This window comes from Halomonas sp. EF61 (genome assembly GCF_040147045.1).
Classification (GTDB): domain Bacteria; phylum Pseudomonadota; class Gammaproteobacteria; order Pseudomonadales; family Halomonadaceae; genus Halomonas; species Halomonas litopenaei.
The window spans coordinates 542,567-565,903 of the sequence record NZ_JAMSHM010000002.1; the positions used below are offsets into that span (position 1 = coordinate 542,567).

The window sequence follows — 23,337 nt, forward strand, 5'->3', positions numbered from 1 at the left end:
ATTGCAACTTTTGTCTCGGCCAATAGGCTAGATTAAAGGCTGGCTCGATCTGGCATAGAAAGTGGCATAGAAAGTCGCATAGAACATGCCATCGATGTGAACGGCAGAAGGATCCCCTACACCCCCAGCGGGCGAACCCGAGCCACCGGGCGTTCGTCCGCTCGCAAGGAGAGCGCACTTGGACACGGCAATATCTCGAGCACGACACACCCTTGCACGGCGGCGACCTGGCTCGCGCAACCTGGCGCTCGCCTTCGTCGGCGTCATCACCAGCGCCGCATTGACGACGCCGGCCATGGCCGTCGAGACCGGCGCGCTGTTCGAACAGGTCACGAACCGGGCCAAGGAACTGGCCGCGTCCCCCTATGAAGAGGCCTCGGCCGAGCTGCCCGAGGCCTTGACCGAGATGGACTACGATCGCTACCGACAGATTCGCTACCGCGATGAGCGGGCACTGTGGAAGGATGATGGCGATTTCGAGGTGGAGCTCTTCCACCCAGGCTTTCTGTATGACCAGCCGGTGGATATCCACCTGCTGGAGGATGGCGAGGTACGCTCGCTGCCCTTCGAGCCTGAGCGCTTTCGCTACGACGACGATGCCGCCGACCTCGCCGAGCTCGACCTGAGTGGGCTCGGCTATGCCGGCTTTCGCCTGCACTACCCGCTCAACCGCGCCGACTACAAGGATGAGTTCGCGGTATTTCTGGGCGCGTCCTACTTCCGCCTGGTCGGCCGCGACCAGGGCTACGGCCTGTCGGCCCGTGGCCTGGCCATCGACACCGCCCTGCCCCAGGGCGAGGAGTTTCCCGCCTTTCGCGAATACTGGCTGGTCAAGCCGCAGCCCGGCGATACCCACATGACGGTGCTGGCGCTGCTGGACAGCCCGTCTCTGGCCGGCGCCTACCGCTTCGACATCACCCCGGGCAAGCGCACCCAGGTCGACACCGAGGCACGCCTGTTTGCCAGGGAAGACGTCGAGAAGCTCGGCGTCGCACCGCTGACCAGCATGTTCCTGCATGGCGAGATGGATCGCCGCCAGGAGGACGACTACCGCATCCGGGTACATGACTCCAGCGGCCTGCTGATGGCCACCAGCACCGGCGAGTGGACCTGGCGCGTGCTGGAAAACCCCGAAAGCCTCCAGATCTCCGGGCTGCAGGACACCTCGCCCAAGGGCTATGGCCTGGTCCAGCGGCCCCAGCACTTCAACGCCTACCTGGACATGGAGGCCCGCTACGAGCGTCGCCCCAGTCAGTGGGTCGAACCCCAGGGCGAGTGGGGTGAAGGCCATGTCGAACTGGTGGAGATCCCCACCGACAGCGAGGCCCACGACAACATCACCGCCTACTGGGTGCCCGCCACCCCGCTGATGGCCGGCGACTCCCGCACCTACCGCTACCGTACCTGGACCTTCGGCGACACCCCCACGGCCGAACCGCTGGCTCGAGTGGTACGTTCGCGCCAGGGCTGGGGCGGTGTGCCGGGACAGAGCGCCCCCCCCGACGAGCGCCTGCGCCAGTTCATCATCGACTTCCGAGGCGGTGAGCTCGCGGGACTCGACCCCAGCCAACCGGTCGAGATGACGCTGACCACCTCCAGCGGCGAGACCGCCGAGGCCAAGGTCACACCGCTGCCGGACGATGACACCTGGCGCGCCAGCTTCACGCTGCTGCCCGACGGCGACCAGCCCGCTGATATCCGCCTGACCCTCATGCTTCGTGGCGAGCGCCTGAGCGAAACCTGGAACAGCATCTGGAGCCCCTGATGAACGCCCATACTCCCGAGGTACCCTGGCCACGCCTGCGACGTCTTGGCGTCGGCCTGGCCATTGCCGCCACCACGGCGCTGGGGGTCTGGACCATGTTCAGGATCCTCTACGTGGAGGGCATCAGTCCGCTCGAGATGGCGATCATCGGCCTGTTCGCGATCACCTTCGGCTGGATCACCATGGCCTTCTGGAGCGCGCTGATCGGCTTCGTGCTCAACCTGACCGGGCGTGACCCGCTGAGCCTGAAGCCGCGCCATTCCTATCCCATGCGGCCCGAAGGCTCCCACTCCCGCACCGCCCTGGTGATGCCGATCCACAACGAGGACGTGCTGCGAGTCGCCGCCGGACTCGAGGCCACCTGCAAGGATCTGGATGACCTGCCGCAAGGCATCGAGGTGGAAGCCTTCGTGCTCAGCGACAGCACCGACGACGAGGTGGTGGCCGAGGAAAAGGCCGCCATGGCCGAGCTGCAGAAGCGTCTGGAAGGCCACTGCCAACTGCACTACCGCCACCGTGACAGTAACGTCGGGCGCAAGGCAGGCAATCTGGGCGACTTCTGCACCCGCTGGGGCAGCCACTACGACTACATGCTGGTGATCGACGCCGACAGCCTGATGAGCGGCACGACCGTCATCGAGCTGATCGACGAGATGATGGCCAACCCGCGCCTTGGCCTGTTGCAGACGGTGCCGATTCCGGTGCGCCAGGACAGCCTGTTTGGCCGCGCCAACCAGTTCGCTGCTGCACTCTATTCGCCGATGCTGGCCAGCGGTCTGAGCTTCTGGCACGCCACCGCGGCCAACTACTTCGGCCACAACGCCATCATTCGCGTGGACGCCTTCACCGATGCCTGTGGCCTGCCGGAGCTGCCCGGCAAGCCGCCGCTGGGAGGCGATATCCTTAGCCACGACTTCGTCGAGGCGGCGCTGCTGCGCCGTGCCGGCTGGCAGGTGCGCATGCGCACCGACCTGGGCGGCAGCTTCGAAGAAATGCCGAGCCATATCCTCGACTACGCCAAGCGTGACCGCCGCTGGGTCCAGGGCAACCTGCAGCATATGCGCCTGCTTGGCGGACGCGGACTGCACGTGCTCAGCCGTCTGCACTTCTTCTTCGGTGCCCTCGCCTACCTGTCGTCGCTGGTGTGGCTGGCGATCCTGGTGATCAGCACCATCGACGCCCTGATCCGGGCGTTGGTGCCGACCAACTTCTTCACCTCGAGTTCGCAGCTGTTTCCCGACTGGCCGATCGCCCCGCCCAACCTGATCATGCCGCTGCTGATCGGCACCCTGGGCATGCTGCTGATGCCCAAGGTGCTGGGGCTGGTGCTGGGCCTGATCCAGAACCCGCAGGCCTACGGCGGACGGGCCCGGCTCGTCGCCAGCATGCTGCTGGAGACGCTGTTTGCCATGCTCATCGCGCCCTTGATGATGGTGTTCCACAGTCGTTTCGTGATTCAGGTACTGAGCGGCCGCACCGTGGCCTGGGATCCACAGTCCCGCGAGGGACGCGCCCTGCCCTGGAAGGAAGCCTTTCGCCACACCTGGCTATGGTCACTGATCGGCGCCTTGTGGGCGCTGGTGACCTGGGCCTTCACCCCGAGCTTCTTCATCTGGCTGACGCCGGTGTGGCTCGGCCTGGTGATGGCCGCCCCGCTGGTCCGCTGGAGCTCCAGCCTGAGCATCGGCCGGGCCCTGAGGCGCGCCGGCCTGTTGCTGGTCCCGAGCGAGACCCACCCCCCGGCGGTGGTAGGCGAGCTTCGCGTCGCCGAGGCACCACCGCCGCCGGCCACCCCGGCCGAGCCGCCACGGGAAATCCCCCGCGAGATGCCGGTGCAGTCCTTTCGCGAGCACGGCACGGAATCGGCGCCGGAGGTCTCCGGCGAGAAGTCCATCGACTGAGCCGGATCCCGCCCGCTTTCACCCTGGTGGACACCCCGGCAAGCCGTGCTAGACTCGATCCAGACTCGCTTGACGGGGTGCCGGTGAATCCGGCTGAGATGGCGCAGGGCCAGGTGATGAACCACCGGCCGCCAGCGCCGATCCCGTGGAACCTGATCCGGGTGCGGTGTGGCCTCACACCTTGAACCGGCGTAGGGAATCAGGCGGTGGTGCCAGCCCCTGCGCGCGCACCTCCCTCCTTTCTCGTCGCCGTGTCCTTTGCCGCCGCCCTCCGGATCCGCAACAACCGGAGGCAACATGGGCTACCGCTTTACCGATCTTGTCGACGCCTGCCGCGATGACTGGCACGCCTACATCGAACACGACTTCGTGCTCGCCCTTGGCCGTGGTGAACTGGCCGACGCCAGCTTCCGTCACTATCTGAAGCAGGACTATCTGTTTCTGCTGCAGTTCTCCCGGGCCTACGCCCTGGCGGCCTACAAGAGCCACAGCCTCGACGAGCTGCGCGGCGCCTTCGACGGCATGAAGACCATCCTCGACGTGGAACTCGGCCTGCATCTCGCCTTCTGCCGCGACTGGGGCATCGGCGAGGCCGAACTCGCCGAGCTGCCCGAAGCCCGCGCCACCCTGGCCTATACCCGCTACGTGCTGGACGCCGGCAGCCGCGGCGACCTCCTGGACCTGCACGTGGCGCTGGCCCCCTGCATGGTCGGCTACGCCGATATCGCACGAAACCTCAACGCCCGCCCGGACACCCTGCGCGGTGCCGACAACCCCTTCGACGCCTGGATCGCCATGTACGAAAGCGACGACTTCCAGGCCGCCGCACGCCAGGAGCAGGCCTGGCTCGATGATCAGCTTGGCCAGGTATCCGGCGAGCGCTTTGCGCGACTGTCACGGATCTTCGCCGACGCAACACGACTCGAGATCGACTTCTGGCAGATGGGACTCGATCTAAGCGACTAACACGACTAGGCGCTGTCCGAAAAGTCGACGAGCGAAGGTTAGACAAGGCAAAAATCGGTGAGAAAGCGCAGTTTACGGGGTGTAAATGAGCATTTTGATCCGATTTTTAACGCCGTATTACCGAGCGCAGGCACTTTTCAGACAAGCCCTAGCACCACGCTTGACGGGGGGCCGTAAGAGGCGGCTGAGATCATGCAGCGCATGGGACCCGTTGAACCTGATCTGGGGGTAACCCCGATGCCATGGCATCGCGGTGAGGACCAGCGTAGGGATCAAGCGCTCACGGCCCCGGCCACGACGCCCCCTCCTTCCTCACGCCATGCCCACTCAAACGCCAGCACCCAGTGCCGTGAGAAGGACAAGCCAATGCCGCTCGATCAACCCGTTTCCTCAAACAAACCCCGCCATAGTGCGCACTTCCTGGCCGAGACCGCCCAGGTCGACCAGGCCGCGGTTACGCCCCTGCCGGGTTCGCGCAAGGTCTATGTAAAGGGCTCCCGCGACGACCTGCGGGTGCCGTTTCGCGAGATTTCGCTGTCAGCGACCCGCACCTCCGGGGCCGATGAGGCCAACCCGCCGCTCTTGGTCTACGACACCTCCGGCCCCTACACCGATCCCCAGGTCGAGGTCGACCTGCGCCGCGGGCTTGCCGAGTTGCGCCGGCCCTGGATCGAGGAGCGCGACGACACCGAATGGCTCGATGGCCCGACCTCGGACTACGGTCGCCGGCGTGCCAACGACCCAACGCTCGCCCCGCTGCGTTTCGAACTGACCCGCACGCCGCGCCGCGCACGTCGTGGCGCCGACGGCAGCGCCGGCAATGTTACCCAGCTGCACTACGCCCGCCGCGGCATCATCACCCCGGAGATGGAGTTCATCGCCATCCGCGAGAACCAGCGTCGACAGGCCCTGGCCGATGGCTATCGAGGCAGCGACGAGGTCGAGCGCATCCTTGACCACCAGCATCCCGGGCAGGGCTTCGGCGCCCGTCTGCCAGAGGAGATCACCCCCGAGTTCGTGCGCCAGGAAGTCGCCGCCGGGCGCGCCATCATCCCCGCCAACATCAATCACCCGGAAGCCGAGCCGATGATCATCGGGCGCAACTTCCTGGTGAAGATCAATGGCAATCTGGGCAACTCGGCGGTGACCTCCTCCATCGAGCAAGAGGTCGAGAAGATGACCTGGGGCATCCGATGGGGCGCCGATACCATCATGGATCTGTCCACTGGCCAGAACATCCACGAGACCCGCGAGTGGATCATCCGCAACTCGCCGGTACCGATCGGCACCGTGCCGCTCTATCAGGCGCTGGAGAAGGTCAAGGGCGTGGCCGAGGACCTCACCTGGGAGGTGTTCCGCGACACCCTGATCGAGCAGGCCGAACAGGGCGTGGACTACTTCACCATCCACGCAGGCGTGCTGCTGCGCTACGTGCCGCTGACCGCCAACCGGGTCACCGGCATCGTCTCCCGCGGTGGCTCGATCATGGCCAAGTGGTGCCTTTACCATCACCAAGAAAGCTTCCTCTACACCCACTTCGAGGAAATCTGCGAGATCTGCAAGCAGTACGACGTGGCCTTCTCGCTGGGCGATGGCCTGCGCCCGGGCTCGGTGGCCGACGCCAACGACGAGGCCCAGATGGCGGAGCTCAAGACCCTGGGTGAGCTGACCCATATCGCCTGGAAGCACGACGTCCAGGTGATGATCGAAGGCCCCGGCCACGTGCCCATGCACCTGGTCAAGGAGAACATGGACAAGCAGCTCGAGTACTGCGACGAGGCGCCCTTCTATACCCTTGGGCCACTGGTGACCGATATCGCCCCGGGCTACGACCACATCACCTCTGGCATCGGAGCGGCGATGATCGGCTGGTACGGCTGCGCCATGCTGTGCTACGTCACCCCCAAGGAGCACCTGGGCCTGCCCGACAAGGACGACGTCAAGACCGGCATCATCACCTACAAGATTGCCGCCCACGCCGCCGACCTGGCCAAGGGGCATCCCGGCGCCCAGCGCCGCGACAACGCCCTGTCCAAGGCGCGTTTCGAGTTCCGCTGGGAGGACCAGTTCAACCTGGGCCTCGACCCTGACACCGCCCGCGCCTATCACGACGAGACGCTGCCCAAGGACTCCGCCAAGGTGGCCCACTTCTGCTCCATGTGCGGCCCCAAGTTCTGTTCCATGAAGATCAGCCAGGAGGTCCGCGACTACGCCCGCGACAACGGCCTGGAGGGTGACGGCGACGCCGTCATGGCCGGCATGGAGGAGCGCGCCCGGGTCTTCCGTGAACAAGGCGCTGAGCTGTACAAGGAGGTTTGAACAAGGAGGTCTGAGACAAGCCATTCCCCGGCGCATCCCCGGGCAGCGTTCGACTGCCCGGGGATCCACGTCTTGTACGCTCAGGCTTAGTCCCGCCGCACAAAGTTAGACAAAAGTCTAATCCAAAGATTCATGCACTTGACGCTCATCACGGCTTCGTCGGATCCACCAGCAAAGCCATTCGACTACCTCCCCAGGCCAATTATTCGCGCCCCGGGGCGGTGCTAGATTCGCCGCCATCCCACGCATTCTCGCCTCACCAAGGCGTCTTTTCTGGAGATGGCATGAAAGCCCCGATTCTGGTGATCAACTGCGGCTCCTCTTCGATCAAGTTCGCGCTGATCGAACAAGCACCCGAGGCTCCCAGACTGTCCGGCATCGCCGAGCGCCTGGGCAGCCACGAGGCTCGCCTCAAGCTGACAGACGAACACGGCAGCGCCCGTGATATCTCGCTTCCCCGTGCGACTCATGCCCTGGCGCTCAAGACCATCCTCGAGCACCTTGACGTCCACCGGCCCATCGGTATCGGCCACCGGGTGGTGCATGGCGGTGAGCGCTTCACCGCCGCCACCCTGCTCGACGACGCCGTGGTGCGCACCATTCGCCAGACCATCAGCCTGGCCCCCTTGCACAATCCAGCCAACCTCGACGGCATCGTTGCCACTCGCCGGCTGTTCGAGGCGTTGCCTCAGGTGGCGGTGTTCGACACGGCATTCCACCAGACCCTACCGCCCCACGCCTATCGCTACGCCATCCCCGAAGAGCTCTACAGCCGACACGGTATTCGTCGCTACGGCTTCCACGGCTCGAGCCATGCCTACGTGGCCAGCCGTCTGGCAGAGGTCAGCTCCCGTGGCGAGGGCGGCTGGCTGATCGCTCACCTGGGCAATGGCTGCTCCGCTACTGCGGTATGGGCCGGCAGAAGCCTGGACACCAGCATGGGCATGACCCCGCTGGAAGGCCTGGTGATGGGCACCCGCAGCGGTGACGTCGACCCCGGCCTGCACCTGCACCTGGCGCGCCAGCTGGGCATGTCGCTGGAGGGCGTCGATCAGTTGCTCAACCAGAAGAGCGGACTGCTGGGGCTGTCCGAGCTGACCAATGACATGCGTGAGCTCGAACAGGCCGCCAGTGAAGGTCACGCCGGCGCGAGCCTGGCCATCGAGGTGTTCTGCTACCGCCTGGCCAAGTCCCTGGCGGGCCTGGCCTGTGCCCTGCCCCGGATCGACGGCATCGCCTTCACCGGCGGCATCGGCGAAAACTCTGCCCTGGTGCGCGCCCGGACCTTGGGCCACCTGGAGGCCCTCGGTGTACGCCTGGACGGTGACGCCAACGAGAGCCTCCCGCGTGGCGAGGAAGGCCAGATCCACGACCGAGGCGCCAGCTCGGCGCCGGAGATCCGCGTCATCCCCACCGACGAAGAAGGCTATATCGCCAGCCAGACCCGGGAATTGATCGCGAGCCTGACGTCCACGCCAAAGCTCGAGGAGGTTCTGTGAGCACCCAGTCCCGCACGCTGCTGCTGATCCCCATCGACGACGGCGTCGCCCTCACCTCCGCCGGCCTCGGCCTGCTTCGTGCACTGGATACGCTAGGGCTGGACGCGGGTTTTCTGCAGCCCTTCAGCCAGTCCGAAGGTGGCGAGCAGGCAAGTGACAACGACGAACGCGCCCGCTCGCTGGTGGCCAGTACCCTGGGCATAGGTTCGCCGCGTCCGATCTCTCGCCAGACACTGGAGCAGTATCTCGGCCGCGACGATCGCGATGGTCTGCTGGAACTCGCCGTGGAGCGCCACGCCCGCGTCGCCCGCCCTGCCACCGGCAAGGCACCGGCGCTGATCGTGGTGGAGGGCGTTCGCCCACTGCCGCGAAACGCCTACGCCTTCGACCTCAATGTGCGCCTGGCCAGTGCCCTCGACGCCCAGGTGGTATTGGTTGCCGACGGCCAGATCGCCGATCCCCAGGAGCTGGCCAAGCAGTTGCAGTTCCATCGCCAGAGCATCGACGCGGTGGGTTCGGTCCGTACTCTGGGTGCCATGCTGATGCGCCTGCCGGGGGACGGCGACGGCTCGGCCATCGACCAGACCCTGGCCTCGGTCAGCGAGGTCGAGGCCCGCGCCCATCGCCAGCACTGGCAGCAGCAGCTCGCCAGCGGCGCCGATCTGACCCTGCCGGTGGTCGCGGCGGTGCCCTACCGGGCCTCCCTGACCGCACCGCGAGTGGTAGACGTGGCCCGCGCCCTCGATGCCAGGATCCTGCACCATGGCGAGGCCGATCGCCGCCGCGTCGCCCACTCGACGCTGGGGGCCCGCAGCGCCGAGCACCTGCTCTACGCCCTGCGTCCCGGCGAGCTGATCGTGTCCCCCGGGGACCGCGACGACACCCTGCTGGCGGCGGCCCTGGCCACCATGAATGGCGTGCCCCTGGCGGGCCTCCTGCTGACCCACGGCGAGTCACCCAGCCAGCAGCTGATCGATGTCTGTCGCCCGGCGCTGGCCTCGGGGCTGCCGGTACTCTCGGTGGACACCGACAGCTACGCCACCGTGGCCCGGCTTACCGAGATGTCCGGCGGCATCCCGGTGGATGATCACGAGCGCGCCGAGGCCATCTGCGCCTTCGTCGCCGATCACCTGGATCGTGACTGGCTGCTGGCACTGATTCACGACGACGCCCAGCGCCGCCTGTCTCCGGCGGCCTTCCGCCATCAACTGGTCAGCATGGCCCAGCACAAGCGTCGGCGAATCGTGCTGCCCGAAGGCGACGAGCCACGCACCCTGGAAGCGGCCATCCTGTGCCAGCGTCGTGGCATCGCCAACTGCGTGCTGCTGGGCAAGCGTCGCGCCATCCTCGAGGTGGCCAAGGCGCGCGGTCTGGAACTGCCCGATGACCTCCAGATCCTCGACCCGGACGCCGAGCGTGGTCGTTTTGTCGCGCCCATGGTCGAGCGCCGACGGGGCAAGCTGACCCCGCTGACCGCCGAGGCCCAGCTTCATGACAGCGTGGTGCTGGGCACCATGATGCTTGCCGAAGGCGAGGTCGACGGCCTGGTCTCCGGCGCCGTGCATACCACCGCCAACACCGTGCGCCCGGCCTTTCAGCTGATCAAGACCGCCCCCGGTTACGGCCAGGTGTCGTCGGTGTTCTTCATGTTGCTGCCCGACCAGGTGGTGGTCTACGGTGACTGCGCGGTCAACCCCGACCCCGACGCCGAGGCGCTGGCCGAGATCGCCCTGCAGAGCGCCACCAGCGCCGAAGCCTTCGGTATCGAGCCGCGGGTCGCCATGATCAGCTACTCCACCGGCGAATCCGGCAGCGGCGCCGACGTCGACAAGGTCCGCGAGGCCACCCGCATCGCCAGAGAACGGGCGCCACACCTGGCCATCGACGGCCCGCTGCAGTACGACGCGGCGGCCATCGCCAGCGTGGCCCGGCAGAAGGCACCGGAGTCACCGGTGGCCGGCCGCGCCACGGTGTTCGTGTTCCCCGACCTGAACACCGGCAACACCACCTACAAGGCGGTCCAGCGCAGCGCCCGGGTGGTCAGCATCGGCCCCATGCTTCAGGGCCTCAACAAGCCGGTCAACGACCTGTCCCGGGGCGCCCTGGTGGAGGATATCGTCTATACGATTGCGCTGACCGCGATCCAGGCCGGTCAGTAACGACCAGCACAGCGCCACAGACCGTCAGAAACGCCGAGGCCCCGGAGAACCGGGGCCTTGGCATTTGTGTGGGCTTTAGCCCGAAAACGCTCGCTACCACTCGGCGATGCCGGTATACAGGCACACCAGCACCAGTCCGAGCAGGAAGACGGTCTCGGCGACCATCAAGATGACGGGCTTCCAGCCGACCACGGCGAGCTTCTGGAAGGAGGTCTTGATACCGAGTGCGGCGATGGCGGTGACCAGACACCAGCGCGACAGGTCGGTCATGCCCTCGACCATCACCTGGGGGATCACGCCAAGGCTGTTGATCAGCACCAGCACCACGAAGGCCACCAGGAAGCTCGGGAACATCGGCACCTTGCCGCCTTCACCGCCACGGGCGCGGCGAAACAGCAGCATGAACACCATTACCGCCGGCACCAGCATGGCGACCCGCAACAGCTTGACGAAGGTCGAGATATCGCCGGTCTCGTCGGAAATCATGTAGCCGGCACCGACCACCTGGGCGACGTCATGGATGGTGCCACCAAGAAAGATACCGGCCTGGGTGTCGGTCAGTCCCAGCGCGCCGACCAGCAGCGGGTAGAGCACCATGGCGGCGGTGGACAGCGTCGTCACGCCAACCACGGTCAGGATGGTATTGCGCTCGGCGATCTCGTTGCGCGGCATCGCCGCAGACAGTGCCAGCGCCGCCGAGGCGCCGCAGATCGCCACCGACCCGCCGGTCAGCAGCCCCAGGTCATTTTTCAGCCCCAGCAGTCGCGCCAGCACGCTTCCCGCCAGAATGGTCAGCACCACCCCGGCGACCACCGTCACCACAGGACCGATACCGAGTTCCGCCACCTGCTCCAGGGTGATACGTACACCCAGCAGGGCAACACCCAGCCTGAGGATGGTGCGGGCGGCAAACTCCACCCCCACCAGGCAAGGGCCCTGCTCGCTGAGAAAGTGCAGGGTCATGCCGAACAGCAGTGCGTAGAGCAGGGTCGGGCCACCGTAGTGATCGGCGATAAAGGTGGTGGCCAGGGCAATGGTGATGCAGATCAGCACCCCCGGCATGCGCTCCCGGGCGGGCTCCAGATGGCGACGCCATCCGGTCACGGGCGTCTCGGGCTTGGCGTGTGTCGTTGGCTGGGACATGGGCGTCCTCTCGTTTATTCGTTGTTCGCGTATCAGGGGGCGCGCTCAGCGGGTCAGCCGATGACGCGCTATTGATTTGATCCTGGCCCAGCCCGCTACCGCGACGTTAGGGCCAGAGCGCGGCCTCGAGTAAGGCCAGGCCCCGATGGCATCGATCCGCTGTCGAGATTCCAGCGCTGCACGTCAGGCGACGCGCGCCTGGTCACGGCGATCGGCCTTGATCATGTCCGCCGCGCGTTCGGCGATCATGATGGTCGGGGCGTTGGTGTTGCCCGAGACGATGATCGGCATGATCGAGGCGTCCACCACCCTCAGTCCCTCGAGGCCGTGCACCCGTAGTCGGTCATCGACCACCGCCAGGTCGTCGTGGCCCATCTTGCAGGTGCCCGCCGGGTGGTAGATGGTCTGACTGTAGCGCCGGGCGGCCTCGAGCAATTGCTCGTCGCTCTGATACTCCCGCCCCGGCACGTATTCATCGGTGATCACCTCGGCAAGCGGTGCCTGCTCGGCGATGCGTCGCGCCACCTTGATGGCGTCCACCGCCACGCGACAGTCTTCTTCGGTGCTCAGGTAGTTGGGCTGGATCGAGGGATAGACGGCGGGGTCGGCGCTGGTGATGCGAATACGCCCCCGGCTGGTCGGACGCAACTGGCACACCGAGGAGGTGAAGGCCGAGAACGGATGCACCCCTTCGGCCGGCTTGTCCGCCGATAGCGGCTGCATGTGGAACTGGATATCCGGGCGATCCAGGCCCTCCCGCGACTGGGTGAAGATGCACACCTGACTGGCCGCCAGGGTCAGCGGTCCGGTGCGGGTCAGGGCGTACTGGGTGCCTACCGCCAGCTTTCTCAGCGGATGACGCACCTCGTCGTTGAGGGTGCGACAGGAGGTCTTGAACACCAGCCGGATCTGCAGATGGTCCTGCAGATTCTCGCCGACGCCCGGTAGTGCGTGGTGGCAGTCGACGCCGACCTCGGCCAGGTGGTCGGGGTCCCCGATGCCGGAGCACTGCAGGATCTGCGGCGAGCCGATGGCGCCGCTGGACAGCAGCACCTCGAGCCTGGCGCTCGCCCGATGGGTGCTCTGCCCCTGGCGGTACTCGACCCCGACCACGCGCTTGCCCTCCAGCAGCAGCCGCTGACAGTGGGCACGCTTGACCAGGGTGAGATTGGGGCGCTTGAGCGCCGGACGCAGAAACGCCTTGGCGGTCGAGCAGCGAAAGCCCTTGTAGGAGGTCTGCTGGAAGTAGCCCACGCCTTCTTGCCTGGCCCCGTTGACGTCGCGGTTCTCGGGAATCCCCGAGGCCTTGGCCGCCTCGATGAAGCGTTCGGCGATCTCGCGGCGCAGGCGCAGATCCGAGACCTTCAAGGGGCCGTCGGCACCGTGGTAGTCATCGGCGCCCCGCTCCTGGCACTCCGACTTCTTGAAGTAGGGCAGCACCGAGTCGTAGTCCCAGCCGTCGTTGCCAAGCTGCGCCCAATCGTCGTAGTCCTCGCGCTGACCGCGGATGTACAGAAGCCCATTGAGCGAGCTTGACCCTCCCAGCACCTTGCCCCTGGGCCACTGCAGCCGGCGACCGTCGATGCCCTCGTCGGGATCGGTGAGGTAGCACCAGTCGGTGGCCGGATTGTGCATGGTCTTGAAGTAGCCCACGGGCACGTGGATCCACGGATTCCAGTCGGACCCGCCGGCCTCGAGCAGCAGTACCGACACCTTGGGATCCTCGCTCAGGCGGTTGGCCAGCACGCAGCCGGCGGAGCCCGCCCCCACGATGATGTAGTCGAAAGCCTCTGGCGGTGGTGTTGTGGTTGTCATGTCGCTCACTCAATAGAGACGTTTTGTCTCAATTTATGCTAGACAGTTTTCTCAAAAGATCAATATCGAGACAAAAAAACTCATTTTTATTGATCTATTCCCGAGAGACTTCTAAGGTGTGGTCAAGGCCCTTTGTCGGGCCCGGTGCCAGGCGACGATCGCCAAGCGCGAACGCCCCGGCACTCCCCTGCATCCCTACACCAAACACAAGACTGGGAGCCTTCCATGAGTTCACGCCTCTTCTCATCAGACGTGTCGCGCCGCGACTTCCTGAATATCTCGGGTCGCTTCGGCATGACCTCCACGCTGCTGGCCGCCAGTGGTCTGGGCGCTGGCCTCACCGCCTCGAGCCTGGCCCGAGCCGCCGACGCCGAGCAGCAACGCCGCTATCAGACCGAACCCAAGTTCCAGCTGCGCTTTGGCGCCTCGGGCTTCAACGAGCGCAATCTCGATATCCAGAAGTCCGGGCAGCTGTTCTTCGCCCGTGACGTCGAGGAGCGCACCAACGGCGCCATCCGCGTCGAGTTCATGGGCTCCAACGAGGTCTGCAACCAGCTCGATTGCGTCAGCAAGGCCCAGCAGGGCATCGTCGACATCTTCTCGGCCTCGACCCAGAATTCCGCCGGCGGCGCGCCCTACCTGAACGTGCTGGACTTCGCCTACATGTTCCCGAGCGTCGCCTCGATGTTTCACTTCTTCTACGACCCTCGCAGCGAGGCCCTGCTGCGCGAGCCGATGCGCCAACGCCACAACCTGCAGTTCCTGTTCACCCACTGCGACCTGCGCGGGCTGATGATGGGCCAGAGCTGGGCCGACAAGCCGCTGGTGGACAGCCTCGAGGTGCTGCAGGGCACCAAGAACCGCGTCACCGGCACCCAGCTTGGCCGCATCGCCATGGAACAGCTTGGCCTCAACCCGGTGCCGGTGGCCTGGGAAGAGACCCTGGACGGCCTGCGCCAGGGCCTGCTGGACGGCGCCGAGACCTGGATGAGCGCGGTGGCCTATGCCGGCATGGCGCCGGTGGTGTCCCAGGCGGTCGACCTGCGCTTCTTCGCCGGTACCGAGCACACCGCCATGAACCTGTCGAAGTTCGAGGCGCTGGATGCCGAGCTGCAGGATCAGGTGATGGAGTCGGCCTACGCCGCCCAGATCTTCACACAGGGCATGAACGAGGCCGGCCGCTACCAGATCGTCGGCGCCACCGAACACCCCGCCGCCGGTACCGTGTTCGCCGAGAACAACGTGCGGGTGGCCCCGCTGTCCGACGAGATCCGTGCCCAGGCCGAGCAGCTGTGCGCCCCCGAGTTCAACCCAGAGCCCTGGGAGCAGTGGCGCGAGCGGCTCAATGCCTGGGCCGGCGACGTCGACATCTACAAGGAAATCCACACCATCGCCCGGGAGATCCCGCGTGAGATGGCGGCGGTCAACGTGGCGCCGAAGCGCTGGTGGAGGGCGTAATGACCGATCACAAGGCCACCGCGGCCCAGGCGACGTCGAACGACGTCGCCGATCGGCCGACCCCCGCCTGGCTCTCGCCACTCAAGTGGCTCGACGCCAATCTGGAGAAGGTGATCATCCTGATCTCCTACAGCGGCATGGCGGGCATCATCTTCGTCGAGGTCATCCGCCGCTTCTTCTTCAGCCTGCAGGCGCCCTGGAGCACCAGCATTCCGGTGCTGCTGTTTCTGTGGCTGACCTGGTTCGGCGCCTCACTCAACGTCAAGCAGCGCACCCACCTGTCGCTCAACGAGATTCGCATGCGCCTGCCCTACGCCGGTCAGTTCGCCTGCCAGGTACTCGACGCCGTGCTGTGGATCGGCTTCGGCGCCCTGGTCATCCACTTCACCATCGCCCAGGTGGAACTGGCGCACATGAACTTCGCCATCGTGCCGGGCACCGACAACGTCATGCAGTGGTGGTTCTACCTGGCCACGCCGCTGGCCTGGGCCCTGATCATCTTCCGGGTGCTGCAGAACCTGGCCAGCGACATCGCACGCTTCCGGCGCCGCGAGCCGTTCAACCTGCAACCGTCCATCATGGACTAGGAGAGACGTCATGACCGACGGCATGCTTATCGGCCTGGTCACCGCGGGCTGCACCACCATCTTTCTGCTGGGGGTACCGATCTTCCTGGTGATCGGCCTGTGGGTGGTCGGCACCAGCCTGATCATCGACTTCACCCTGGCCAATATCGGGGTCACCCTGTTCCAGGGCCTGAGCTTCTTCGGCCTGCTGGCCCTGCCGCTGTTCATCCTGACCGGCGACTTGATCAACGCCGCCGGCATCGCCAAGCGACTGTCCGACTTCGCCTACTCGGTACTGGGCTGGCTGCGTGGCGGCATGGGCATGGCCACCCTCGGCGCCTGCGGCCTGTTCGCGGCGATCTCCGGGTCCAACGCCGGCACCACCGCCACCATCGGCTCGATCATGCAGCCGGAGATGGTCAAGAACGGCTACGACGAGCGCTTTTCCGCCGCCACCGCCGCCTCCGGCGGTACCGTCGGCATCATCATCCCGCCGTCGATCATCTTTATCGTCTACGGCTTCATGATGAACCTGTCGATCAGCGACCTGTTCATCGCCGGTATGATCCCCGGGGCGATGATGGTGTTCGGCATGATGGCGGCCTGTCACCTGGTGGCGCGACGTCACGGCTGGGGTACCCTGATTCCGTTCAAGGCGGGCGAAAGCGCGCGCTTCGCCAGGCGCGCTTATCTCGGCTTCGCTACCATCGGGGTGGTGATCTACGGTATCTATTCGGGCAAGTTCTCGCCCACCGAGGCCGCCGCCATCACCGTGGGCTTCACCCTGATCGCGGGGCTTCTGATCACCCGCGAGATCCGCTTCACCGCACTGCCCTCGATCATGCTGCGCTCGGGCCAGATCGCCGGCATGCTGGCGCCGTTGATCGCGATCTCGGTGGTGATGCAGCAACTGCTGTCGGTGCTGGGCGCGGGCCAGGCGCTGCAGGACCTGCTCAGTGGTCTGGGCAACTACTACGTGATCCTGGGGGCCTGCATGCTGATGATCCTGCTGGCCGGGATGATCCTCGAGAGCCTGCCGGTGACCATCATCCTGGCACCGATCCTGGCGCCCATCGCCCAGAACGCCGGGGTCGACCCGATCCACTTCGCGGTGATCTTCCTGGTCGGCGCCGCCATCGGCTTCGTCACCCCGCCCTTCGGCCTCAACCTCTACGTGGCCTCGAGCATCACCGGGATCCCCTACCTGCGCCTGGTGAAGTTCGTCATCCCCTACTTCATTGCGCTGATCAGTTGCTGGATCGCCATCTCGATGTGGCCGGCGCTGTCACTGATGCTGGTGAACCTGTAACACCGGCAGGCAAGCAGGAGCACGCGGCAAGCCTCACCGGGCTTGCCGCGTTATCATGAGTGCCTGCCACCATTTTCCGTCGTCAAGGATCGCGTATGTCTACAGCAAGCACTCGGACCACGACCAATTCGACGCTGCAACGAGGCTTGGTACTGCTGGAAACCATCGCCACCTCGATCCACGGCGTCAGCGCCTCGGACCTGGAGCGTCAGCTCGACATTCCCAAGCCCACCCTGCATCGCCTGCTCAAGCAACTCGAGGAGCAGGATCTGATCGTGCGCGACGTGGAAGGACGGCATCTACTTCCCGGCGAACGACTGCACCGCATGGCCATGGGCGTGCTCGCCAACGAGAGCCTCAAGGCGCCGCGCCGTATGCTGCTCAAGCGCCTGGCCGAAGAGGTCAACGAAACCTGCAACCTGACCCTGCTGGAAGGTCACGAGGTGCTCTACTACGAACGGGTGGAGACCAACTGGCCGGTACGCATACAGCTGCCGCCGGGCTCGCGTCTTCCGCTGCACTGCACCGCCAGCGGCAAGATGTTTCTGGCGCTGATGGGGCCGGCCCAACGCCGCCAGCTGCTCAAGCACCTGCCGCTGGAGGCCTATACCCCCTACACCGCCACCGAGGCAGATGACCTGGAGCGACGCCTGGCGGACATCGCCGAAAAGGAGCTGAGCACCGACGACGAGGAGTTCATCCAGGGCATGGTGGCCATCGCCGTGCCGGTGTACGACCAGACCGGGCGCATCCAGGCGACGCTGGCGATCCACGCGCCCCGGCTGCGCCACAGCATCGACTCGCTGATGGAGTGGGCACCCTTGATGCGGCGTATCGCAGGGCAGCTGCAGGATACCTTCGACCACTGAGCATACGAACGCATGAACGCACGAACGCACGAACGCATTGCCAAGGTACGCTGACTGACCGATCGGGTCAGGACACGCTCGGCCAGCCAGACTGACGTTCTTCGTGGCTACATCGGTGGCACCACCACCACCGGCACACTGGCACGCTTGATCACGCCCTTGGTCACCCGGCCTGCATAGGACGAGGCGAAGCCGCGCTTGTTGGTGGCTACAATGATCATGCCGCAGTCATGGCGCACCGCATAGCGGGTGATCTCCGACGCCGGGTAACCCTCCAGCACCGACTTGGCGGTAACGATCTCACGCCCAGGAAGGCAACTTTCGTTTTCTTTCCAGAACGATTCAACAAATTCGTCGAGACGTTCACGCGCCAGACGCAGGCGCTGCTCCATCAGGTCATCCAGGGTGGCACGTTCACCGATGTTGGCCTTGAGGGTATGCATGACGTCGTCGGACAGCGACTTGACCGCGTGCAGCACGTGAACCTCGGCCCCGGTGGCCTGGGCCAGCGTCAGGGTGTGGGCAAGCACCTGGCGGCAATCGTCCTTCAGCCCCAGGCAACAGAGAAGACGCGAGATCGAAACAGGCATGGCGTGACTCCTTGGCGAGAGGCCGGGTCGCCGCGACATGCGGAGACACCCGGCCTTTTTTTCGGTGCGCTGATGGTGCGCAATCAATACCCCAGCATACGGGGTAGCCACAGCGATATTTCCGGAAAGTATGCAATAACGAACAGCGCGAACACCGAGCTTGCGGCAAACGGCAGCGCCTTGACCGATATCTCCTCGATGGAGGCGCCGCCGATGCCCGAGGCCACGAACAGGTTCTCCCCCAGGGGCGGCGTCTGGAAACCGATGGCCAGGGCACAGACGACGACGATACCGACGTGCACCGGGTCCATGCCCAGCATGTACATGATCGGCAGCAATACCGGCGTCAGGATCATGATAGCCGCCAGGGTTTCCATGAACATGCCGACAAAAAGCAGAAATGCGATAACCATGGCCCAGATCAAGTACAGGTTATCGGTCAGTCCCAGCATGCCCTCGGCGATCACCGCCGGCACCCGCTGTTCGACCAGCAAGCGGCCGAATACCGTGGCGGTGAACAGGATCAACAGCACCCGTCCGGTGATCCAGGTGGTGGTCTCCAGAGTCTTGAGCGCCGGCTTCCACTTGAGCTCGCGGTGCAGGAAGATGCCGACGATCAGGGTGTAGGCGATGGCCACGATGGCCGACTCGGTGGGCGTGAACAGACCGCTGTAGATACCGCCGAGGATGATCAGCGGCGCCAGGATCGACCACACGCCACGCTTCAGACTCCTGGCGATGGTGTCCCAGGACCAGCTGTCGCTCAGCCCGCTGTAGCCGCGCCGGCGCGAGATGATGTAGTTGACGGTCAACAGGCAGCCAGCGATCACCATGCCGGGCAGGATGCCGGCGATGAACAGCTTCGGAATCGACAGCGTCTGGAAGGCGCCGTGAGCGGCCACGGCCTCCGCCGGTGGCTGCAGCCCCATCCCCGAGATACCAAAGATGACCATGGGAATGGACGGCGGTATCACCACGCCGAGGCCACCGGAGGACGCCGTGATGGCAGAGCCATAGCCGCGATCATAGCCGCGGTTGGCCATGGCCGGGATCATCAGCATGCCCACCGCCGCGGTGGTGGCGGGCCCTGAGCCTGAAATCGCGCCGAAGAACATGCAGGCGAACACCGTGGCGGCGGCGAGACCGCCGGTCACCGGCCCGGCGAAGGCCTCGGCGATATCCACCAGGCGTCGCGAGATGCCGGCGGCTTCCATCAAGGCCCCGGCGAGGATAAAGGCCGGCAGCGCCATCAGCGGAAAGGACCCCACCGAGGTGAAGGCGATCTGCACGAAGGCCATGGGGTTCTCCCCCAGCGACAGATAGGTGGCAAGCGCGGCCACCCCCAGCGACACCGTGATCGGCGCGCCCAGCACCAGCAGCAGAAAGAATACGCCGAACAGCACGTAGATGATGGTCGTCTCCATGGGTCAGTCTCCCTTCTCGTTGGATGACGACAGCGTCGAGGACTTGGCCTCGGCGATGGCCTCGGCCTCGGGATCGACGGGCTCGCGATGCTTGACGAAGCGCAGGTAGTTGTTCTGCAGGATGCGCAGGGTCATCAGCACAAAGGCCAGCGGCAGGATCAGGTAGAACACCTTCATCGGGATGCCCAGGGTCTGGGACTTCCAGAAGGTATTCATCTTGTTGAACACGAAGTCGTAACTGAGCCAGATGAAGACCAGGTTGAAGCCGATCCAGATCAGGTCGGTCAGCGCACCGCAGGCCAGCTCCACCCAGCGCGGGAAGAAACGGAACTGGAAGGTGACACGGTTATGGGCCGACTTCTTGGCGGCGTAGACCGCCCCCAGGTAGGCGAACCAGACGAAGGCGTAGGTAGCCAGCTCATCGGCCCAGGGCAGCGAATAGCTGAACAGGTTGCGCAGCATGATCTGGGCAAACAGCAGCGCCACGAAGGTCACCAGCAACAGCTGGCACAGCCAGTTCTCGAGGTTGTCCACGAGCTTCCATAGACGATTCATCACGACGACCTCTGAGCAGGCACCACCTGGCGTCCAATGGCAGACGTCCGGCGGTGCCATGATTCTTGGCGCCTGGAGTCAGGCGCCGGGAGGGTTCAAGACGATAGCGATGTCGTGACAGATCAGGGAGCTGGCTCACGTCCCAGCGCGGCGAGCGCCTCGTCGAGCTTGGCCTTGCCGCCGATGCTGTCGTAGAAGTCGGGCCAGATGGCGGTGGCCTGTTCGATCCACGCCTGCTCGCCGTCGGCGGGCTCGGTGATCTCCATGCCGTGCTCTTCCACCAGCCGGGTCTTGATCGCGTCTTCCTGGGCCAGCAGATACTCGTAGCTGTGATCGGTGGCCTCCTGAGCGGCCTCCAGTACCCACTGCTGCTGCTCCTCGGACAGGCTCTGGAACATGCCTTCACCCATGATCAACGGCTCCATGGAGAACACATAACAGCTGTCGGTGACGTGATCCTGGACCTCGTAGAACTTCATCGCGTCGATGGTGATGTAGGGGTTGTCCTGGCCGTCGACGACGCCCTGCTGCAGGGCGGTAAAGGTCTCCGACCAGGCCAGCGGGTTGGGGTTGACGCCCCAGGACTGGTAAGCGGAGATCATGATCTCGTTCTTGGGCACCCGGATGACCAGGCCATCCAGATCCTCGGGGCTCGCCACCGGCCTCGCCGAGTTGGTCAGACGGCGACAGCCGGAGTAGGCCCAGCCCAGTATCCGCACGCCGGCGTCACGGATGGTGTTGTCGACCATCTCCTGGCCGATCTCGCCCTGGGTCAGGGTGCGGGCGTCCTCGGGACTCTGAATCACGTAGGGCAGCGTCATCACCCCGACCGTGGGCGAGAACGGCGTGATGTTGTTGATCGCCAGTACCGACAGGTCGAGCAGGCCCATGCTGGCGTTGTTGACGGTGTCCTGCTCACTGCCCAGCTGGCCGTTGGGAAACAGGTCCACGCTGACGTCGCCGCCGGACTTTTCCTCGATCAACTTGGCGAAGGTCTGTCCCATCTCGTGCTGGGTGCCACCGGCGGCGTCGCCCAGCGCCATCTTCCAGGTTGCCGCCTGGGCCGAGCCAGCGGCGCCCAGCAGCGCCAGAGCGACCGCCGCCACCAGCGGGCGTGGGCCGAAGCGCCGGGCCGAGGCGGCAGCGCCGAGAGCCGCAGGAGTCATGTTGCGCGGGGGCATGGTACGGAGAAAAGGGGACTTGGTGTGCATGCGGAACTCCCATCATTGTTGTGCCGCTTTAAGCGGAATCTTGTTGCGGGTGTCACATCTTGATCGTCATTGGCTGGCGAGCGCCGTCAGGTCCGACCCGCCATGTGACTCACTCTCCCCCGTCGAGCATCGACGCCATAGGACCAGTGGCCCCACATCGATTGGGCCAGGCACCCGCGAGCCCTCGACAAGACGTCGACGCTGTAAGATCGTAGGCGGGCGTGGCCGCCAGGCCTGGGCCACGCCGGAACTCGTCCAACAACCAACATCCGGGAACCCGTCGTCGGTATGAGCGCCCCCCTGTTTCGACTCGACGCAAAGCGTCAGGAAAGCCTTCAGTGCCAGCTTCGCGAGCAGATCGCCCACGCCATCCTCGAGGGGCACCTGCCCACCGGTGAGGCGCTGCCTTCGAGCCGCAAGCTCGCCAAGGAGCTGGGTGTGGCCCGCAACACGGTGATGATCGCCTACGAGCAACTGCTGGACGACGGCTACCTGGTCGCCCGGGAGCGCAGCGGCTACTTCGTCAATCCGGATATCCTCGCCGGACGCGTCACGCCCCCGGCCGACATCGCCCTCCCAGCCGCCAGCGCCACCTCCCACTCCGGCACAGCGACGCCCTGGGACGAGCTGTTGACGATGCGACCCTCGCGCCAGCCGACCATCGTCAAGCCGGCCAACTGGCTCGACTATGACTACCCCTTCCTCTACGGCCAGATCGATCCCAACCTGTTTCCCACCCAGCACTGGCGGGAGTGCAGCCGCGACTCGGTCAGCGTGCCGGCCATCCGCCGCTGGTCGGCAGATCACCTGAGCGAAGACGACCCGCTGCTGATCGAACAGATCCACCAGCGACTGCTGCCCCGCCGTGGCGTCTGGGCCCGACCGGAGGAGATCCTGATAACCGTGGGCGCCCAGCAGGCGCTATGGATCACCGCCATGCTGATCCTGGGGTCGGGGCGACGCTTCGCCATGGAGAACCCTGGCTACGTCGACATGGTCAATATCGCCCGCACTTTCACCGACGATATCGTCGCGGTGGACGTGGACGACCAGGGCCTGGTGATCGACCAGCGCCTGGCCGATTGCCACCTGGCCTACGTCACCCCGAGCCACCAGTCGCCCACCGGCGTGACCCTGCCGATGCAGCGCCGCCGCGACCTGCTCGACAGCGCCAGCGCCAACAACTATCTGGTCATCGAGGACGACTACGAGAGCGAGACCAACTTCGTCGACAACCCGACGCCGGCACTCAAGAGCCTCGATAGCGATGGCCGGGTGATCTACGTGGGCAGCCTGTCCAAGACCCTGGCGCCGGGCCTTCGGCTCGGCTACATGGTGGCGCCCCCCGCCTTTATCGCCGAGGCGCGCGCCCTGCGCCGGCTGATGCTGCGCCACCCCGCCACCAACAACCAGCGCAGCGTGGCGCTGTTTCTCGACCGTGGCTACCACGACGCCCTGCTGCGCCAGATTCGCCAGACCTACCAGCGCCGCTGGCTGTTGATGCGTGACGCCCTCGCATCCCACCTGCCCGAGCTGCGTATCCGCTCCACCTTCGGCGGCTCCTGCTTCTGGCTGGAGGCCCCCGCCGACACCGACGTGGCACTGCTGAAACGGCTGGCCGAGGAGCACAGCATCCTGATCGAGAACGGCGAGGTGCACTTCCTGACCCCGGCGCATCGCCCCACCCTGAGGCTCGGCTTCTCGGCCATCGACGAGACCCGCATCGAGCGCGGCATCGAACGCCTGGCGGCCCTGCTGCCCCAGGCACGTCGCACCAGCTGAATCCGG

17 protein-coding genes and 2 riboswitches are annotated in these 23,337 nt (G+C 65.5%); of the genes, 11 read left to right on the plus strand and 6 right to left on the minus strand.

All coding sequences use genetic code 11. The annotated features are described in order from the left end of the window. Positions 1-178 precede the first annotated feature (178 nt). The 6 genes from NFI08_RS11375 to pta all read left to right on the plus strand — a co-directional run bounded on the left by NFI08_RS11375 (position 179) and on the right by pta (position 10,609). Complete coding sequence (locus NFI08_RS11375) at positions 179-1,765, plus strand: OpgD/OpgG family glucan biosynthesis protein (RefSeq protein WP_349589450.1); 1,587 nt, start codon at positions 179-181, stop codon at positions 1,763-1,765. Further along, positions 1,765-3,666 (plus strand): glucans biosynthesis glucosyltransferase MdoH, encoded by a 1,902-nt coding sequence (gene mdoH / locus NFI08_RS11380; protein WP_349589453.1) that lies wholly within the window; start codon positions 1,765-1,767, stop codon positions 3,664-3,666. Before NFI08_RS11375 ends, mdoH begins: the two co-directional genes overlap by 1 nt. Positions 3,667-3,729: 63 nt before the next feature. Then, positions 3,730-3,882, plus strand: a riboswitch (TPP riboswitch). Positions 3,883-3,963: 81 nt separating this feature from the next. After that, positions 3,964-4,632, plus strand: a complete 669-nt coding sequence (gene tenA, locus NFI08_RS11385) for a thiaminase II (protein ID WP_349589456.1) — start codon at positions 3,964-3,966, stop codon at positions 4,630-4,632. Between the two features lie 154 nt (positions 4,633-4,786). Further along, positions 4,787-4,921: riboswitch (TPP riboswitch) on the plus strand. A 77-nt stretch (positions 4,922-4,998) separates the two neighbouring features. Beyond that, the gene (gene thiC, locus NFI08_RS11390) at positions 4,999-6,951 is read left to right on the plus strand and encodes a phosphomethylpyrimidine synthase ThiC (RefSeq protein ID WP_349589459.1); all 1,953 of its coding nucleotides are present in this window, start codon (positions 4,999-5,001) and stop codon (positions 6,949-6,951) included. Between the two features lie 284 nt (positions 6,952-7,235). Then, complete coding sequence (locus NFI08_RS11395) at positions 7,236-8,450, plus strand: acetate/propionate family kinase (RefSeq protein WP_349589462.1); 1,215 nt, start codon at positions 7,236-7,238, stop codon at positions 8,448-8,450. Beyond that, on the plus strand, positions 8,447-10,609 hold the full coding sequence (gene pta, locus NFI08_RS11400; RefSeq protein ID WP_349589465.1) for a phosphate acetyltransferase: 2,163 nt from the start codon (positions 8,447-8,449) through the stop codon (positions 10,607-10,609). Before NFI08_RS11395 ends, pta begins: the two co-directional genes overlap by 4 nt. Before the next feature lie 93 nt (positions 10,610-10,702). Here the strand turns inward: pta and NFI08_RS11405 are convergent, their stop codons facing one another. Both NFI08_RS11405 and NFI08_RS11410 read right to left on the minus strand, forming a co-directional pair. Continuing rightward, positions 10,703-11,752: a YeiH family protein gene (locus NFI08_RS11405; RefSeq protein WP_108131570.1), complete on the minus strand. Its 1,050-nt coding sequence runs from the start codon at positions 11,750-11,752 to the stop codon at positions 10,703-10,705. 183 nt (positions 11,753-11,935) lie between these two features. After that, positions 11,936-13,567: a GMC family oxidoreductase gene (locus NFI08_RS11410; RefSeq protein ID WP_349589469.1), complete on the minus strand. Its 1,632-nt coding sequence runs from the start codon at positions 13,565-13,567 to the stop codon at positions 11,936-11,938. Between the two features lie 225 nt (positions 13,568-13,792). On the opposite strand from NFI08_RS11410, the gene NFI08_RS11415 reads away from it, so the two are divergent. From NFI08_RS11415 to NFI08_RS11430, 4 genes are all read left to right on the plus strand, one after another. Next, positions 13,793-15,025 carry a TRAP transporter substrate-binding protein gene (locus NFI08_RS11415; protein WP_197037057.1) on the plus strand — a complete coding sequence of 411 codons (1,233 nt, stop codon included), beginning with the start codon at positions 13,793-13,795 and terminating at the stop codon, positions 15,023-15,025. Further along, positions 15,025-15,612: a TRAP transporter small permease gene (locus tag NFI08_RS11420; RefSeq protein ID WP_349589472.1), complete on the plus strand. Its 588-nt coding sequence runs from the start codon at positions 15,025-15,027 to the stop codon at positions 15,610-15,612. The genes NFI08_RS11415 and NFI08_RS11420 overlap by 1 nt, the downstream gene beginning before the upstream one ends. A 10-nt stretch (positions 15,613-15,622) precedes the next feature. After that, positions 15,623-16,900, plus strand: a complete 1,278-nt coding sequence (locus NFI08_RS11425; RefSeq protein ID WP_045991950.1) for a TRAP transporter large permease — start codon at positions 15,623-15,625, stop codon at positions 16,898-16,900. Between the two features lie 95 nt (positions 16,901-16,995). Beyond that, entirely contained in the window at positions 16,996-17,769 is a 774-nt protein-coding gene (locus tag NFI08_RS11430) for an IclR family transcriptional regulator (protein WP_108449666.1), read from the plus strand. A 107-nt stretch (positions 17,770-17,876) separates the two neighbouring features. Here the strand turns inward: NFI08_RS11430 and NFI08_RS11435 are convergent, their stop codons facing one another. The 4 genes from NFI08_RS11435 to NFI08_RS11450 form a co-directional block, all read right to left on the minus strand. Then, positions 17,877-18,359, minus strand: coding sequence for a universal stress protein (locus NFI08_RS11435; RefSeq protein ID WP_162816514.1), 483 nt, complete (start codon positions 18,357-18,359; stop codon positions 17,877-17,879). An 83-nt stretch (positions 18,360-18,442) separates the two neighbouring features. Continuing rightward, positions 18,443-19,783, minus strand: coding sequence for a TRAP transporter large permease (locus tag NFI08_RS11440; protein WP_349589477.1), 1,341 nt, complete (start codon positions 19,781-19,783; stop codon positions 18,443-18,445). A gap of 3 nt (positions 19,784-19,786) precedes the next feature. Continuing rightward, a complete protein-coding gene (locus tag NFI08_RS11445; RefSeq protein WP_213228486.1) occupies positions 19,787-20,338 on the minus strand; it encodes a TRAP transporter small permease in 552 nt (183 codons plus the stop codon). A gap of 122 nt (positions 20,339-20,460) precedes the next feature. Further along, a complete protein-coding gene (locus NFI08_RS11450) occupies positions 20,461-21,549 on the minus strand; it encodes a TRAP transporter substrate-binding protein (protein ID WP_240184288.1) in 1,089 nt (362 codons plus the stop codon). A 288-nt stretch (positions 21,550-21,837) separates the two neighbouring features. Between NFI08_RS11450 and pdxR the strand changes: the two genes are divergently transcribed. Then, a complete protein-coding gene (gene pdxR, locus NFI08_RS11455; protein WP_108449670.1) occupies positions 21,838-23,331 on the plus strand; it encodes a MocR-like pyridoxine biosynthesis transcription factor PdxR in 1,494 nt (497 codons plus the stop codon). The last annotated feature ends 6 nt before the right edge of the window (positions 23,332-23,337 follow it).

Coding starts and splice junctions, on each gene's coding strand:
- NFI08_RS11405 (WP_108131570.1), bottom strand. CDS start 11,752: ATGTCCCAGCCAACGACACACGCCAAGCCCGAGACGCCCGTGACCGGA.
- NFI08_RS11420 (WP_349589472.1), top strand. CDS start 15,025: ATGACCGATCACAAGGCCACCGCGGCCCAGGCGACGTCGAACGACGTC.
- NFI08_RS11395 (WP_349589462.1), top strand. CDS start 7,236: ATGAAAGCCCCGATTCTGGTGATCAACTGCGGCTCCTCTTCGATCAAG.
- NFI08_RS11425 (WP_045991950.1), top strand. CDS start 15,623: ATGACCGACGGCATGCTTATCGGCCTGGTCACCGCGGGCTGCACCACC.
- NFI08_RS11450 (WP_240184288.1), bottom strand. CDS start 21,549: ATGCACACCAAGTCCCCTTTTCTCCGTACCATGCCCCCGCGCAACATG.
- thiC (WP_349589459.1), top strand. CDS start 4,999: ATGCCGCTCGATCAACCCGTTTCCTCAAACAAACCCCGCCATAGTGCG.
- NFI08_RS11430 (WP_108449666.1), top strand. CDS start 16,996: ATGTCTACAGCAAGCACTCGGACCACGACCAATTCGACGCTGCAACGA.
- mdoH (WP_349589453.1), top strand. CDS start 1,765: ATGAACGCCCATACTCCCGAGGTACCCTGGCCACGCCTGCGACGTCTT.
- tenA (WP_349589456.1), top strand. CDS start 3,964: ATGGGCTACCGCTTTACCGATCTTGTCGACGCCTGCCGCGATGACTGG.
- NFI08_RS11445 (WP_213228486.1), bottom strand. CDS start 20,338: ATGAATCGTCTATGGAAGCTCGTGGACAACCTCGAGAACTGGCTGTGC.
- pdxR (WP_108449670.1), top strand. CDS start 21,838: ATGAGCGCCCCCCTGTTTCGACTCGACGCAAAGCGTCAGGAAAGCCTT.
- NFI08_RS11435 (WP_162816514.1), bottom strand. CDS start 18,359: ATGCCTGTTTCGATCTCGCGTCTTCTCTGTTGCCTGGGGCTGAAGGAC.
- NFI08_RS11440 (WP_349589477.1), bottom strand. CDS start 19,783: ATGGAGACGACCATCATCTACGTGCTGTTCGGCGTATTCTTTCTGCTG.
- NFI08_RS11410 (WP_349589469.1), bottom strand. CDS start 13,567: ATGACAACCACAACACCACCGCCAGAGGCTTTCGACTACATCATCGTG.
- NFI08_RS11415 (WP_197037057.1), top strand. CDS start 13,793: ATGAGTTCACGCCTCTTCTCATCAGACGTGTCGCGCCGCGACTTCCTG.